This is a genomic window from Micromonospora sp. S4605, from assembly GCF_003176715.1.
Lineage (GTDB): Bacteria > Actinomycetota > Actinomycetes > Mycobacteriales > Micromonosporaceae > Micromonospora > Micromonospora echinaurantiaca.
The window spans coordinates 113792-126668 of the sequence record NZ_QGSW01000178.1 but is presented as its reverse complement, the minus strand read 5'-3'; the positions used below and the strand labels follow the sequence as shown (position 1 = coordinate 126668).

Annotated in this window: 12 protein-coding genes and 1 pseudogene; 6 read left to right on the top strand and 7 right to left on the bottom strand. The window is 72.5% G+C overall.

Annotated features, from left to right (window positions below; translation table 11 throughout):
- Positions 1-163 precede the first annotated feature (163 nt).
- The 3 genes from DLJ47_RS13935 to DLJ47_RS13925 are packed head-to-tail and all read left to right on the top strand — an operon-like array spanning position 164 to position 2116.
- Positions 164-565, top strand: coding sequence for a VOC family protein (locus DLJ47_RS13935; protein ID WP_109900436.1), 402 nt, complete (start codon positions 164-166; stop codon positions 563-565).
- A gap of 13 nt (positions 566-578) precedes the next feature.
- Positions 579-920, top strand: coding sequence for a YciI family protein (locus DLJ47_RS13930; protein ID WP_109900505.1), 342 nt, complete (start codon positions 579-581; stop codon positions 918-920).
- A complete protein-coding gene (locus DLJ47_RS13925) occupies positions 917-2116 on the top strand; it encodes an RNA polymerase sigma factor (protein WP_109900435.1) in 1200 nt (399 codons plus the stop codon). Before DLJ47_RS13930 ends, DLJ47_RS13925 begins: the two co-directional genes overlap by 4 nt.
- A gap of 11 nt (positions 2117-2127) precedes the next feature.
- Here DLJ47_RS13925 and DLJ47_RS13920 read toward each other — a convergent pair whose 3' ends face one another.
- Positions 2128-2790 carry a class I SAM-dependent methyltransferase gene (locus DLJ47_RS13920; RefSeq protein WP_109900434.1) on the bottom strand — a complete coding sequence of 221 codons (663 nt, stop codon included), beginning with the start codon at positions 2788-2790 and terminating at the stop codon, positions 2128-2130.
- Between the two features lie 140 nt (positions 2791-2930).
- On the opposite strand from DLJ47_RS13920, the gene DLJ47_RS13915 reads away from it, so the two are divergent.
- The 3 genes from DLJ47_RS13915 to DLJ47_RS13905 all read left to right on the top strand — a co-directional run bounded on the left by DLJ47_RS13915 (position 2931) and on the right by DLJ47_RS13905 (position 4698).
- Entirely contained in the window at positions 2931-3332 is a 402-nt protein-coding gene (locus DLJ47_RS13915) for a helix-turn-helix domain-containing protein (RefSeq protein ID WP_109900433.1), read from the top strand.
- Between the two features lie 113 nt (positions 3333-3445).
- The gene (locus DLJ47_RS13910; RefSeq protein ID WP_109900432.1) at positions 3446-4222 is read left to right on the top strand and encodes an alpha/beta fold hydrolase; all 777 of its coding nucleotides are present in this window, start codon (positions 3446-3448) and stop codon (positions 4220-4222) included.
- 50 nt (positions 4223-4272) lie between these two features.
- Complete coding sequence (locus DLJ47_RS13905; RefSeq protein WP_109900431.1) at positions 4273-4698, top strand: VOC family protein; 426 nt, start codon at positions 4273-4275, stop codon at positions 4696-4698.
- Between the two features lie 43 nt (positions 4699-4741).
- Here DLJ47_RS13905 and DLJ47_RS13900 read toward each other — a convergent pair.
- The 6 genes and pseudogenes from DLJ47_RS13900 to DLJ47_RS13875 all read right to left on the bottom strand — a co-directional run.
- Positions 4742-6245: pseudogene (locus tag DLJ47_RS13900) on the bottom strand (MFS transporter); the annotation flags it as partial.
- 55 nt (positions 6246-6300) lie between these two features.
- Positions 6301-8085: an IucA/IucC family protein gene (locus tag DLJ47_RS13895; RefSeq protein WP_109900429.1), complete on the bottom strand. Its 1785-nt coding sequence runs from the start codon at positions 8083-8085 to the stop codon at positions 6301-6303.
- Complete coding sequence (locus tag DLJ47_RS13890) at positions 8082-8651, bottom strand: GNAT family N-acetyltransferase (RefSeq protein WP_109900428.1); 570 nt, start codon at positions 8649-8651, stop codon at positions 8082-8084. The genes DLJ47_RS13895 and DLJ47_RS13890 overlap by 4 nt, the downstream gene beginning before the upstream one ends.
- Positions 8651-9940: a lysine N(6)-hydroxylase/L-ornithine N(5)-oxygenase family protein gene (locus DLJ47_RS13885; RefSeq protein WP_109900427.1), complete on the bottom strand. Its 1290-nt coding sequence runs from the start codon at positions 9938-9940 to the stop codon at positions 8651-8653. Before DLJ47_RS13885 ends, DLJ47_RS13890 begins: the two co-directional genes overlap by 1 nt.
- Positions 9941-9963: 23 nt before the next feature.
- Positions 9964-11520, bottom strand: a complete 1557-nt coding sequence (locus DLJ47_RS13880) for a pyridoxal phosphate-dependent decarboxylase family protein (protein ID WP_109900426.1) — start codon at positions 11518-11520, stop codon at positions 9964-9966.
- 93 nt (positions 11521-11613) lie between these two features.
- Positions 11614-12870, bottom strand: a complete 1257-nt coding sequence (locus tag DLJ47_RS13875; RefSeq protein WP_109900425.1) for an MFS transporter — start codon at positions 12868-12870, stop codon at positions 11614-11616.
- Positions 12871-12877: the final 7 nt, after the last annotated feature.

Genomic DNA, 12877 nt, shown 5'->3' with positions numbered 1-12877 from the left:
GTGACGGGGGTTCGCCGCTCGTGCTGGTCACCAGCCGTGGTGCCGACGGGCGGACGGCGGGTGCCTCGCCGGGGTCGGCGGAAGAATCCTGGTCAGGTGTCGTATCGGGCCGGCCGCCCGTCGTCTAGGAGGTGGAAGCGCCAACCGATCAAGGAGCGAGCGTATGAAACCGGTCCTGAACACCCTGGACATCGTCGTGGCGGACATCGCCGCGTCGATCGCGTTCTACCGCCACCTGGGCCTGGACTTCCAGGTCGATCCCAGCTACGCCGAGCACGCCGGCTGCGACCTGCCCAACGGCCTGCACCTCATGCTGAACGAGGAGAAGTTCACCTCGACGGCCCGCCCCGGCTGGACCCGGGCCGCGGGCAGCCCGCCGATCTTCCTGGCGTTCCAGTTCGACACGCCGACCGAGGTCGACGCCACGTACGCCGAACTCGTCGCCGCCGGATACACCGGCTCCCGGGAACCGTGGGACGCCTTCTGGGGTCACCGCTATGCCACCGTGCTCGACCCCGACGGCAACGGCGTCGATCTGTACTGTCCGCTGCCGGGCCGTGGCTGAGAAGGTGGATGACATGAGGTACGTGCTGATGTTCGCCGACACCGAGCAGTTCGCCGCCGACCTGGCCGCAATGGACGAGACCGAGCGGGAACGGGCCTACGGGCGGGTGCGGCAGTGGTTCGCCGACAACGCCGACAAGATCAGGGGCCACACCCACCTGATGCCGCCGCACACCGCCACCACGGTCCGGCTGGAGGGCGGCGACCCGGTGATCACCGACGGACCGTTCGTGGAGGGCAAGGAGGTCATCTCCGGGTTCGCCGAGATCGACGTCGCCGACCTCGACGAGGCGCTGCGCCTGGTCAGGTCGTGGCCGGCCTGCCCGCTGGTCGAGATCCGGCCCATCGCCGGGTGAGCGCCGCCGCCGAGGCCGAGCTGGCTCGCGTGGTACGCGACCACGCGGGCCGGCTCGCGGCCTCCCTGGTGTCGCTGATCGGGGACTTCTCCGCCGCCGAGGATCTGGTGGCCGACGCGGTCGAGGCGGCCCTGCGGCACTGGCCGACCGAGGGCATCCCGGCCAACCCGGAGGGCTGGCTCTACACGGTGGCGCGGCGGCGCGGCCTGGACGTGCTGCGCCGCCACGCGCGCTACCGGGACAAGCTCGTCCTGGCGGCGTGGCCACCGCCGTCGGCGGAGCCGGACGACCGGCTCCGCCTGATCTTCACCTGCTGCCACCCGGCGCTGCCGCGCAGCGCGCAGATCGCCCTCACCCTGCGCGTGGTGTGCGGCCTGACCACCGCCCAGATCGCCCGCGCGTTCCTGATCCCGGAAACCACGGTGGCGCAGCGGATCACCCGCGCCAAGCGGAAGATCGCCGACGCGGGAATCCCGTACCGGATCCCGGACACCGATGAACTCGGTGCCCGGCTGGCCCAGGTGCTGGCCGTGGTCTACCTGCTGTTCAACGAAGGCTACCTGTCCAGCACCGGCGACCGCGTGCAGTCGCGGGACCTGGCCGACGACGCCGAGTTCCTCGCCGCGATGCTCGCCGGTCTGATGCCCACCGAGCCCGAGGTCCTCGGCCTGCTGGCCCTGATCCGGCTGCACCGGGCCCGCGCCGCGGCCCGCTTCACCAGCAGCGGCGAGATCGTCCGGCTGCCCGAGCAGGACCGCAGCCGGTGGGACCGGCAGGCCATCGCCGACGCGGCCCGGCTGATCGCCAAGGCCGCCGCGGCCCGGCAGCCCGGCCCGTACCAGCTGCAGGCCGCCATCGTGGCCGTGCACGCCGAGGCACCGAGCTGGGCCGACACCGACTGGCAGCAGATCGTGCTGCTGTACACCATGCTCGACGGCCTGGCGCCGTCACCGGTCACCAAGCTGCACCGGGCGATCGCGTTGCGGTACGTCGCCGGGCCGCGGGACGCGTTGAGCGAGGTCGACGACCTCGCCGACGCGCTGGCCGGCTACCACCTGTGGCACGCCACCCGCGCCGAACTGCTGCGCGACCTCGGCAACGCCGACCAGGCACGCGCCGCCGACGCGCGGGCGTTGGAGCTGACGGCCAACCCGGCGGAGCGGTCGCTGCTGCGGCAGCGGATCACCTGGGCGTGACCGGGTACCGCTCAGCCTGCCTGGGGCGGAGCCGGTTTGCGGGCGTGGATGCGCTCGACCGTGCCCGCCTTGAGCCGTTCGGTCGCCACGACCTCGAATCCGGCGGCCTCCACCAGGGGTAGCTGGCGGCGGGTGAAGTGTTCCCCGGCCGCCCGGATCGTGACCCGCTCCAGCAACCACTGGGCGGCGCGGATCGGCCGCCAGCTGCTACCGATGTGGTCCACCAGCAGCAGCGTGCCGCCCGGCACCAGGACCCGGTACATCTCGGCGATCGCGGCGGCCGGGTCGGGGATGCTGCACAGCGACAGCGCGCACGCCACCGTGTCGAACGACGAGCCGGCGAAGGGCAGCTGCTCGGCGTCGCCTTCGCGCAGGTCCACCTCTCGGCCGAGATCGGCGGCGCGCGTACGCGCGATGGCCAGCATCGCCGGACTCAGTTCGAGCCCGGTGACGGTGATGTCGGGTCGGTAGTGGGGCAGGTTCCGGCCGGTGCCGATCGCGACCTCGAGCACCCGTCCCTGCGCGCGCTGACCGAGCCACTCGCGTCCGCCGGCGAACCAGACCCGCTCGAAGAAGGTGATCTGCTTGTCGTAGCTGGGCGCGGTTTTGTCCCACACCCGCCGCTGCCGCGCGGTCGGGGTCTCGCCCGTCCCGGGCCCTGCCGTGTCGGTCATGACGATCCTCGTCTGTCTGCGGGCTTCCCAAGTTACAACGGCCGTGCGATCAGCACCGCCGGCCGGCGACCGCCGCGGCGGATGCCGTCGGCCGGCCACCGGTTGGCGGACATCCACCGGCGGCGAGTGAGAATGAACCGGTGAACCGTCCGGCCGCGCCGTTGGCGAGACATCTGCTACGGGTGCGCGATCTGATCGACCGCGCGTACGCCCAGCCGCTCGACGTCCGCGCCCTGGCCCGTAGTGCCTCGGTCTCGCCGTCCTACTTCAGCCGCAGCTTCAAGGCCGCGTTCGGGCAGACCCCGTACCAGTACCTGATGAGCCGGCGCCTGGAACGCGCGAAGGCCCTGCTACGCGCCGGGGAGCTGTCGGTCACCGAGGTCTGCCTCGCGGTCGGTTTCACCAGCCTGGGATCGTTCAGCGCCCAGTTCCGCCGCATCGTCGGCGAGAGCCCCACCGCCTACCGTCGGCGCGACGGTCAGCAGACGCTGGCCAGGCTGCCCGGCTGCTACGTCCGTATGTGGACCCGTCCACACCACTGACGGCCGGCGGCGGCAAGTGGGTCGTTTTCGAGAAGCCGGACGAGCCGCTGCCTTCGTACCGTCGTGATCAGGACCGCGGACGAGCCGCGGCGACGGCACGGACGGGAGCCGCGATGCAGAGGACCACGTCAGCGGACGGTACGACGCTCGCCTACGACCAACTGGGCGAGGGCCCGGCGCTGATCCTGGTGGCCGGCGCGGCCTGCGATCGCGGCGTCAACGCGCCGGTCGCCCAGGCGTTGGCCAAGACCTTCACGGTGCTCAACTACGACCGTCGGGGACGCGGCGACAGCGAAGACACACCACCGTACGCGGTCGCCCGGGAGGTCGAGGACATCGCGGCACTCGTGGCGGCGGCCGGCGGAACCGCCAGCGTCCTCGGGTTCTCCTCGGGCGCCGCGCTGGCCGCCGAGGCGGTCGCCAGCGGGCTGCCCATCGAGCGGCTGGTCATGTGGGAACCGCCGTTCAGCACCGACCCCGACGGCCCACGGCGGGCGAAGGAGTACGCCGGCCGGCTCGCGGAGCTGCTGGCGGCCGACCGGCGGGGCGACGCGCTGGCGCACTTCATGACGCACGTGGGTGTCCCGCCCGAGGTGATCGCCGGCGCCCGCCGGTCGCCGTACTGGCAGGCCGGTCTCCGGTTGGCTCCCACGCTGGCCCACGACGCCGCCATCCTGGCCGACACCACCATCCCGACGGCCCGCTACGCCGAGATCGCCGTGCCCACGCTCGTCCTGTCCGGCTCGGCGAGCCCCGAGTTCCTGCGGACGGCCGCCGAACAGACTGCCGGAGCGATCCCGGGCGCCCGGCACGCCGTGCTGCCCGGCCAGGACCATAATGTGGCGGGCGAGAGCCTCGCGCCGGTCGTCGCCGCCTTCGCCGGCCGCTGAGTCATCCGCCGACGCGGCTCGGTCAGCGATCCGTCGACAGGGAGCATCTGGTGATCACAGGTATGGCGTTGGTGTGCGTCAACGTCCTGGACATGGACGAGGCCCGCGACTTCTACGTCGGGAAGCTCGGCTTCGAGATCGACATCGACCAGGTACAGGACGGTTTCCACTGGATGGTCGTCCACGCGCCGGCCCAGCCGGAGGTGCCGCTGATGCTCGTGCTGCCCGGTCCGCCGGTGGTGGACGGTGACGTGGCGAACCAGCTCCGGTCGCTGGTGGCGACCGGGCACATGAGCGTCGGTGCGTTCGCCACGCAGGACTGCTGGGCCAGCTACCGGGACCTGCGGGCCAGGGGTGTCGAGTTCATCGAGGAGCCGGAGGAACGTTTTTACGGCATCGACGCCGCCTTCCGCGACCCGTTCGGAAACCACTGGCGGCTCACCCAGCGGAAACCGATAGTCACACCCCCACGGTGATCCGACGCCGGCTGGTTCCCACCGGTCCGTGCCCGCGTTCCCGCTAGTCCGTGCCCGCGTGGGCCGGGACGGCGGTGGGTGAACCGGACCGCTCGGCCCGGTGCAGCAGCCCGGCGGCGACCAGCCCGCCAGCCAGGACGGCCACCGCACCCACGGTCTGGCCGGTGGCGAGCGCGTCGGCGTAGGCGACGGTGACCGCCTCACGGTCCGGCCCGGCGGCGGCGAGGGCGGCCGGGAACGATCCGGCGCCGGCCAGCGCGGCGGGCAGCAGCGCGGTGAACCGGGCGTTCAACACGGCGCCCAGCACGGCGATGCCGAGACTGCTGCCGACCTCCGTCATGGTGCCGTCGACCCCGGCGCCGGCGCCGGCCTTCTCCGCCGGGATGGCGCTCATCACCGCCTCGACGATCGCCGGGTTGGCCAGCGCACAACCGGTACCCATCACCAGCAGCCCGGCGAGCAGCACCCCGTAGCCGTCGGACGGGCCGTGGGTGACGAGCGCGAGACCCGCCGCGAGCAGCCCCATGCCGACCGCGATGGCGGCCGGCAGGCCGAGCCGGCGGATCGCCACGGCCGCGGCGCCGCTGACGTTGAGCAGCACGATGGACAGGGCGAACGGGGCCATCCGCAGGCCCGCCTCCCAGGCCGGGTAGCCGCGGACGAACTGCAGTTGCTGGGTGAGCAGGAACAGCGCGCCGGTCGCCCCGAAGGTGATCAGGACGACCCCGGAGACCGCGCCGACGAAGCGGCGGTTCCGGAAGAAGTGCATGTCCAGCATCGGGTCCGGGACCCGCTGCTCCCAACGGACGAAGAGCCAGAGCAGGACCAGACCGGCCGCGGCCGCGCCGAGCACCTCGGCCGACGCCCAACCCCGTTCCGGCCCGGCGATGATCGACCAGACGATCGCGGTCAGGCCGGCGACGGAGAGCACCACCCCGCCCAGGTCGAGGCGACCGCCGGCCGGATCGCGGGACTCGGGGACCAGCGCCCGGCCCGCCACCAGGCAGACCAGCACGATCGGGACGTTCATCAGGAAGATGGCACCCCAGGGCAGGTGCGCCAGCACGGCTCCACCGATCGGGGGCCCGGCGGCGAACCCCAGCGCGCTGGTGGCCGCCCAGATGCCGATCGCCCGGGACCGCTCGGCCCCGGTGAAGACCTGCATGGCGACCGCCAGCGTGGCGGTGACCAGCAGGGCCCCGCCGACGCCCATCCCGGCCCGGGCCGCGATCAACTGCTCGGCGGTCCGCGCGAGCCCGGCGGCCAGCGAACCGAGCCCGAACAGGACCAGCCCGGCGAGCAGCATCCGGCGGCGTCCGTACCGGTCGACGGCGCTGCCGGCGGTGAGCAGCAACCCCGACAGCACCAGCGCGTACGCGTTGATCATCCACTGCACGTCGGCGGTGCTGGCGTGCAGTTCGGCGGTGAGCACCGGCACCGCCACGGTGAGGACGGTGTTGTCCAGCACCACGACGAGCTGGGCCAGACAGAGCACGGCCAGGATCAGCCACCGGGTGCGGGACGGCGGTGGCGGCCCGGCCGACCGGACCGGCGCCGCCCGGCCCGTCGAGCCGGGCGGCGCGACGGCAACCGGATCGGCGCTCATCGCTTCGGCGCGAAGCGGGCGAGCGGGTTGGCCAGGGTGCCGGCGAACTGGAGCGCGGCGGACGGATCGGCCAGGTCGACCATCTGCTGGTTGTTGCGCAGTTGCAGGCGGTTGAGGCAGGACAGCGCGAACTCCGCGGCGAACAGGTCGTGGCGGCGCAGCCGGTCGGCCAGGTGGGGCACGCTGTCGGCGTAGTCGGCGGCGCACTCGGCGACCGTCCGCCAGAAGTCGTCCTCGGCCAACACGCCCTCGGTGTGCAGGATGGCCGCGAGGTGGCGCAGGAAGCAGTCGAAGACGTCGGTGAAGATCGACAGGATTCTCTCGTCCTCCGGAATGGCCGCCCGGATCCGTCGTACCCGCTCGGGCAGGTCCGCCTCCGGGTCCATCACCACGATCTCCTCGGCGATGTCCTTGAAGACCACCCGCTCGACCGCGCCGGCGTGCAGGACGAGGATGACGTTCTCGCCGTGCGGCATGAACGCCAGGTCGTAGGCGTAGAGGCTGTGCAGCAGCGGCACCAGGTAGGCGTCCAGGTAGCGGCGCAGCCAGTCCGCCGGCGCCAGGCCCGACTCGGCGATCAGGGCCTCGGCGAGCGAGCGGCCGTCCCGGTCGACGTGCAGCAGCGAGGCCATGGTGGCGAGCCGGCGGCCGGGCTCCAGCCCGCCGACCGGGCTCTCCCGCCAGAGCGCGGCCAGCATCTTCCGGTACGGGGAGTACCGGTCGGTGGTCGTCTCGTACTGGCGGTGCCGGAAGCCGATCGCGGCCCGCTCCCGGATGATCGACAGGCGGGTGCGCTTGAGCACCGGATCGTTGTCGATCAGGTCGGCCAGCCAGTCGTTGATCGCCGGGGTGGCCTCCATGTACGCGGCGGACAGCCCGCGCATGAAGCCCATGTTCAGCACCGACAGGGCCGTCTTGACGTAGTGCTTCGTCGGGTCGGTGACGTTGAAGAACGTCCGGATCGACTGCTGGGCGAGGTACTCGTCCGGCCCTTCGCCGAGGCAGACCAGCCGGCGCCGGGCCACCTCGCCGGCGAAGGTGACGGCCAGCTTGTTCCACCACTGCCACGGGTGCACCGGGATGAGCAGGTAGTCGGCCGGGTCGAGGCCGAGCCCGGTGAGCACGCCGGCGAAGTGCTCGACCGTGTCGGCGCCCAGCTCGGCCCGCACCAGCGTGTCGTAGTCCAGGTCGGCGGCGCAGGTGAAGGTGGTGTGGTCGCGGTGCGCGGCCAGCCAGAGCAGCCGGACGGGCGCGGCCGCCTCCGGGGCGTAGCGGTGGTACTCGTGCACCCCGAACCCGATCCGGCCGTTGTTCGCCACGAAGCACGGGTGGCCCTCGGTCATGCCCGTCTCGATGGCCTGGAAGTCCGCCCGGGCCAGCTCCGCGGCGCTCACCGACGGCTTGCCGAGCTTGTACGCGGTGCCGGCCAGGGTGGAGGTGATCTCCTCCAGGTAGACCGGCAGGATCGCGTCGGTGAGCCCGAGCGCGCCGCGCAGTTCCAGGCACAGGTCGACGGCGTCGAGCGGCAGCTCCTCGCCGTCCCGGTGCCGGGTGATGCTCTCGGCGTCGACCTGCCAGTGGTCGAGGGCGAGCCGCTGGGCGGCGAAGCGGTACGCCACGGCGCCGTCGTCGCTGCGGACCAGCCACCGGCCGTCGTCGGTCGGCTCGGGGACGACGAGGCGCTCGTGGGCGAACTCGGCGAGGGCCTTGCGGACCAGCAGCCGGTTGGCCGTCGCCCAGGCGTCAGGGGTCAGGTGGTCCACGGCGGCGGTCGCGTTCACGCGGGCACCCCTTCTCGGGTCGCGGTCAGGAACTGGTCCCGGGTACAGGCGCTGAGCAGCGCCTCCTTCTCGGGCTTGCGGATCGGGCCGACGACGGTGAAGCCCACCGCGGCGTTGAGCGCGTGGACGGCGGTGTTGTGGACGTCCGGTTCGACCACCACCCGCCGGGTGGCCGGGTCGGCGAAGAGCCACGCCATCACCGTGGTGATCACCGCGCGGGTGAAGCCGTGCACCGGCCGCTCGGTGGGGGCGCAGAGGAAGTGCATGCCGACGTCGCCCGCCGCCGGGTCGTACAGGCCGACGAGCTCGACCCGGGCGGGGTCGTACCGCTCGGCGAGGAAGGCCGGTTCGCCGCGCCACAGGCCCAGGTACGCGTCGTGGTGCGGGTGCGCGGCGATCCGCCGGTACTCGGCCGCGACCTGGGCCACGTCGGCGTCCTGCATGAGCCAGAACGCGGCCTTGGGGTGGGTGACCCAGCGGTGCAGCAGCGGGGCGTCGGCGTCCGGGTCGAGGGGGCGCAACGCGAACTCGCCGAGCCGGGCGTCGACCCGGGTGAACACGGCCATCACGCCACCCCCGCCGGCGCGCCGAACTCCTGGAAGGCGATGCTCTTCTCGATCGGGTAGTGCTCGCGCCCGGTCAGCTCCCGGATGATCCACGAGTTGCGGTACGGACCCATGCCCAGGTCGGGGGAGGTGATGCTGTGCGTGTGGGTGCCGGCGTTCTGCAGGAAGATCTCCCGGCCGGTGTGGTCGATGCTGTAGTTGCGGGCCACGTCGAACCGGCCGTGGCCGTCCCACCGGATCCGGTCGCGGATCGGGGCCAGGAACTCGGGAACCCGGTAGTGGTAGCCGGTGGCCAGCACCAGCCCCTCGGTGTCCAGGGTGAAGTCGCGGCCCTGCTCCACCTGGCGCAGCCCGAGGGTGTACGTTCCGGTCGCGGCGTCGTGGGTGGCGCTGGTCAGCTCGGTGTTGGTGAGCAGCCGGGTCGGCACCGGCCCGTGCACGCTGTGGGCGTAGAGCTGGTCGTAGATGTCGTTGATCAGGTCGGCGTTGATTCCCTTGAACAGCCCCTTCTGCTCGGCCTCCAGCCGGTAGCGGGTCGGCTCGGGCAGCGCGTGGAAGTAGTCCACGTAGTCCGGTGAGGTCATCTCCAAGGTCAGCTTGGTGTACTCCAGCGGGAAGAACCGGGGCGAGCGGGTGACCCAGTTCAGCTGGTAGCCGTGGCCGCCGATGTCGCCGAGCAGGTCGTGGTAGATCTCCGCGGCGCTCTGCCCGCTGCCCACGATCGTGATGCTGCGCTTGGCCCGCAGCGCCGCCCGGTGCTCCAGGTACCGCGAGTTGTGGATCAGGTCGCCGCCGAGGCCGGCGCAGGCGTCCGGGACGTACGGCGGGGTGCCGGTGCCGAGCACCAGGTGCCGGGCCCGGTGGGTGACCGGCCCGTCCGCCGTTTCGGCGCGCACCACGTAGCGGCCGTCGGACTCGTCGTACTCGACGGCGGTGACGGCGTGTCCGAAGCGCAGGTTCGGCAGCTTCCCGGCGGCCCACCGGCAGTAGTCGTTGTACTCCGCGCGCAGCGGGAAGAAGCTCTCCCGGATGTAGAAGGGGTAGAGCCGGCCGGTCTCCTTCAGATAGTTGAGGAAGGAGTACGGCGAGGTCGGGTCGGCGAGGCTGACCAGGTCGGCGATGAACGGCGTCTGCAGCCGGGTCGACTCGAGCAGCATCCCGGGGTGCCAGTCGAAGCCGTCCCGGGCCTCCAGGAACACCCCGTCCAGGTCGTCGATCGGTGCGGTCAGGCAGGCCAGGCCGAGGTTGTACGGGCCCAGGCCGACGGCGATGAAGTCGTGGGTCGACATGCGGTTCTCCAAACGGCGGGGCGTCAGCCGACCGGGCAGGACAGCTCGGCGGCGGAGCTGGCGCGGGCGTACCAGGCGGCGTGCTCGGCGATCAGGTCGAGGACGTGGGCGATGTCCGCCACCGTGGTCTCGGGGTTGAGCAGGGTGAACTTCAGGTAGTGGGCACCGTCCACCTTGGTGCCGGCCACCAGGGCGGCGCCGGAGGCGGCCAGCGCCTCCCGGGCGTGCAGGTTCGCCTCGTCGGTCAGGCCCGGGCCGGCGCCGTCGGGGAGGTAGCGGAACACCACGGTGCTCAGCTGCGACCGGGCGGCCACCTGGAAGCGGGGATCGGCGTCGAGCAGGTGCCAGGCCTCGGCCGCGAGGTCGACCACCCGGTCGAAGAGCGCGCCGATGGCGTCCGGGCCCATGATGCGCAGGGTGAGCCAGAGCTTGCACGCGTCGAACCGGCGGGTGGTCTGGATGCTCTTGTCGACCTGGTTGGGGATGCCCTGCTCGGCGGCCCGGGCGGGGTTGAGGTAGTCGGCGTGCCAGGTGGCGTGCCGCAGCATCCGGCCGTCGCGGACCAGCAGCGCGCTGGAGCTGACCGGCTGGAAGAACGACTTGTGGTAGTCGACGGTCACCGAGTCGGCCCGCTCGATGCCGTGCAGCAGGTGCCGGCGGGTGGGGGAGACCAGCAGGCCGCAACCGTAGGCCGCGTCGACGTGCAGCCACACCCCGGCCGCCGCGCAGATCTCGGCGATCTGGGTCAGCGGGTCGATGGTGCCGAAGTCGGTGGTGCCGGCGGTGGCCACGACGGCCATCACCACCAGGCCCTCGCGCCGGCAGCGGTCGATCGTGCGGGCGAGCTCGTCGGTGCGCATCCGCCGGCCCGCGTCGGTGGGCACGGTGAGGACCGCGTCGCTGCCCAGCCCGAGCAGCTTGGCGGCCTTCTGCACGCTGAAGTGTCCGGCGGCGGAGGTGACGATCCGCAGTCGGGCGAGCACCTCCGTCCGGGCCGGGCGGGTCGCGGCGGCGCCGACCACCCGGCGGTACGCCTCCTCGCGAGCCAGCAGCATCGCCTGCAGGTTCGACTGGGTGCCGCCGCTGGTGAAGACGCCGTCGGCGGCGGCGCCGAGGCCGATCCGCCCGGCCGTCCACTCGATGAGCCGCCGCTCCATCAGGGTGGCCCCGGCGCTCTGGTCCCAGGTGTCCAGCGAGGAGTTGACAGCGCTCAGCACCGCCTCCCCGAGCAGCGCCGGGATCACCACCGGGCAGTTGAGGTGGGCCAGGTAGCGGGGGTGGTGGAACCACACCGCGTCGCGCAGCCAGAGCTCGTTCAGTTCGTCGAGGGCGGCGTCGGTGTCACCCAGCGGCCGGTCCAGGTCGATGCCGGCGATCAGGGGGGCCAGCGCCTCCGGCGTGACGCCGGTGAACGGCCGGTCCGCGCCGGCCACCCGGTCGGCCACCCGGTCCACGCCCTGGCTCAGCACGCGCTGGTAGCGCGCGACCGAACCGGCGTTGAACAGGTGGGCCCGGGCGGCGGACAGGTCGGGGACGGCCCCGGTCGACGAGCTGTCGAGCGTGCTTCCGGTCAGGCTCATGCAGGTCCTCAGGTCGAGGTGGACATGATGGGCGCCGAGCGCCGGAGTTAGGTTAGCCTAACCTAATAGCTCGTCAAGCAGGGGGTCGGCGGTTCATCCCACCGGGGCCACGTCACCCACGGCCGGGCGCTGGTCGGGCGCCTCGACCAGCAGCCGGCGGGGGCGGTGTCGCCGCTGGTGTGCGATGCCGAGTACGACGCCGGCGGCCACCAGCACGATGGACGCGACCGCGACCGGGGCGTAGCCCACGCGTTCGGCGGCTGCCAGCCCGACCGAGGACGCCACGAACGAACAGACCAGCCCGAACGACGACAGCACGGTGAAGTCGGTGCCGCCGGTGTCGGGCCGCGAGTAGTCCATGTTGACCGTGTAGAGCACCACGTTCGCCACCGTGTACGCGGCCAGGAAGCAGCAGAGGGCGACCACCGTCCCGGCCAGCGGTGCGCGTCCGTTCATCAGCGGCAGCAGCAGCACCGTCGACAGCCCCAGCGTCACCCCGCCGGCCACCAGCATCCAGCTCCGCCCGAGGCGGGCGATGCCGAAGCCGGCCAGCAGACCGGCCACGATCGCCGGGGCGCTGGTCACCACCCCGGTCACCACGCCGATCCGGCCCAGCGACCAGCCGGCGTCGACCAGGGCCGGCGTGACCAGCGCGTACGCCATCCCCGCGCCGACGTAGACCAGCGGCACCACCCCGAAGGTCCACCACCGGCAGCCGGGCTGGCCGAACACCGACAACAGCGCCCGGTAGGCCGCGCCGACCCGGGGGACCCGGTCGGTGCGGGCGGGCTCCCGGAAGCGCCACACCACCAGCAGCCCGACCGTGGTCAGGGCGGCCAGCAGGCCGATCGCCGGTACCCAGCCGAACCGGTCGTAGACCAGTACGCAGGCGCCGCCGCCGAGCAGGTTGCCGAGATAGCTGGCGGCCACCTGGATGCCGTTGCCCACGCCCCGGGCCGACTCGGTCAGCAGCCGGACGGCGACCGCGTCCACGGCGATGTCCTGGGTGGCGGAGAAGAAGACGTACGCCGCGCAGATGGCGACCACCGGGCCGAGTTGCTCGGCGGGACGGGTGAACGGCAGCAGCGCCACCAGGGCCAGCACCAGGGCGGCCTGGAGCACCAGCAGCCAGGACCGGTAGTGGCCACGGTGGCGTGACCCGTAGCGGTCGAGGATCGGCGCCCAGAGGACCTTGATCGGCCAGATCAGGCCGACGACCTGCAACAGCGCCAGGGTGTCCAGCGACGTCCCGCCGTCGCGCAGGATGGCGGTCAGCCCGACGGTGATGAAACCGATGCCGAGGTACTGGGTGACGTACAGCGCGGTCAGCGTGCCGAGGCGGCCCCTCACGTGGCTC

Bases quoted from the DNA above. Each gene is read 5' to 3' on its own strand.
- DLJ47_RS13930 (WP_109900505.1), top strand. From the start codon at position 579: ATGAGGTACGTGCTGATGTTCGCCGACACCGAGCAGTTCGCCGCCGAC.
- DLJ47_RS13885 (WP_109900427.1), bottom strand. From the start codon at position 9,940: ATGTCGACCCACGACTTCATCGCCGTCGGCCTGGGCCCGTACAACCTC.
- DLJ47_RS13880 (WP_109900426.1), bottom strand. From the start codon at position 11,520: ATGAGCCTGACCGGAAGCACGCTCGACAGCTCGTCGACCGGGGCCGTC.
- DLJ47_RS13920 (WP_109900434.1), bottom strand. From the start codon at position 2,790: ATGACCGACACGGCAGGGCCCGGGACGGGCGAGACCCCGACCGCGCGG.
- DLJ47_RS13935 (WP_109900436.1), top strand. From the start codon at position 164: ATGAAACCGGTCCTGAACACCCTGGACATCGTCGTGGCGGACATCGCC.
- DLJ47_RS13910 (WP_109900432.1), top strand. From the start codon at position 3,446: ATGCAGAGGACCACGTCAGCGGACGGTACGACGCTCGCCTACGACCAA.
- DLJ47_RS13890 (WP_109900428.1), bottom strand. From the start codon at position 8,651: ATGGCCGTGTTCACCCGGGTCGACGCCCGGCTCGGCGAGTTCGCGTTG.